At 70.8% G+C, this 1,094-nt stretch carries 1 protein-coding gene; it reads right to left on the bottom strand.

What is annotated here, in order from left to right; translation table 11 throughout:
* On the bottom strand, positions 1-1,094 hold a 1,094-nt coding region (locus tag ABZY20_RS37425; RefSeq protein WP_356448025.1), incomplete at both ends, for an amino acid adenylation domain-containing protein.

Below are 1,094 nucleotides of genomic sequence, written 5' to 3'. Positions count from 1 at the left end.
GCCGTTGGGCGTCATCGGCAAACGATCCAGTACCACGAACGCCGACGGCATCATGTAGCCGGTCAGCTCGCGCGCCAGCTGACGCTTGCACTCCAGCACCCATGCGGCTTCGTCGCCGATTTCGCCGCCGGCGACCAGGTACGCCGCCAGCAGCGCTTCGCCGCCGGCCGGCTCGTGCAGCGTCACCGCCGCTTCGCGTACGCCCGCCAGCGCGCACAGCCGCGCCTCGATCTCGCCCAGCTCGACCCGGAAACCGCGGATCTTGATCTGATGGTCGTTGCGGCCCAGGTACAGCAGTTCGCCGTCCGGCGACCAGCGCGTCAGGTCGCCGGTGCGGTACATGCGCGCGTCCGCATCGCCGTGGAAGGGATCGTGGACGAAGCGCTCGGCGGTCAGTTCGGCGCGGTTGAGATAGCCGCGCGCGATGCCGACGCCGCCCAGGTGCAGCTCGCCGATCGCGCCGGTGGGCACCGGCTGGCCGCGGCCGTCGAGCACGTAGACCTGGTTGTTGTCGAACGGCCGGCCGATCGGCACCGCATCGCCGTCGAAATCGGGCGGACAGGCCCAGGCGGTCACGTCCAGCGTCGCCTCGGTGGGGCCGTAGAGATTGTGCAGCCGCGCCCACGGCAGGCGCGCATACCACTTGCGCACCATCGCCGCCGGCAGCGCTTCGCCGCCGACCACGAACAACTGGCCGGCGCAGCGCTGGCCCAGCGTTTCCAGGCGCTCGCCGAGCGCGCGCAAATGCGAGGGCGTGATCTTGATCAGCTGCCCCGGCGCGGCCGCGACGATCCACTGCCCCAGGCCCGCGAGCTCGTCGCCCTCGCGCAGCAGATGCGCCGCGCCGCCGCCGATCAGCGGCAGGTAGACGCTGGTGACGGTGGCGTCGAAGGCCACCGGCGAGGACACCACCGAACCGATCGGCGCGCGCTCAGCGTAGTACTGCCACGCCCAATCCAGGTAATGCGCAAGCCCGGCGTGCTCAACCAGCACGCCCTTGGGCTTGCCGGTGGAGCCGGAGGTGTAGATCACGTAAGCCAGATGGCGCTCGTTCAAGCCCAGCGCGGCCGGATCCGGATCGGTGTCGGACAGGC

Source organism: Streptomyces sp. NPDC006624 (genome assembly GCF_040611555.1).
In the GTDB taxonomy this organism is placed as follows: Bacteria; Actinomycetota; Actinomycetes; order Streptomycetales; family Streptomycetaceae; genus Streptomyces.
This window is presented reverse-complemented; position numbering and strand designations above follow the sequence as displayed.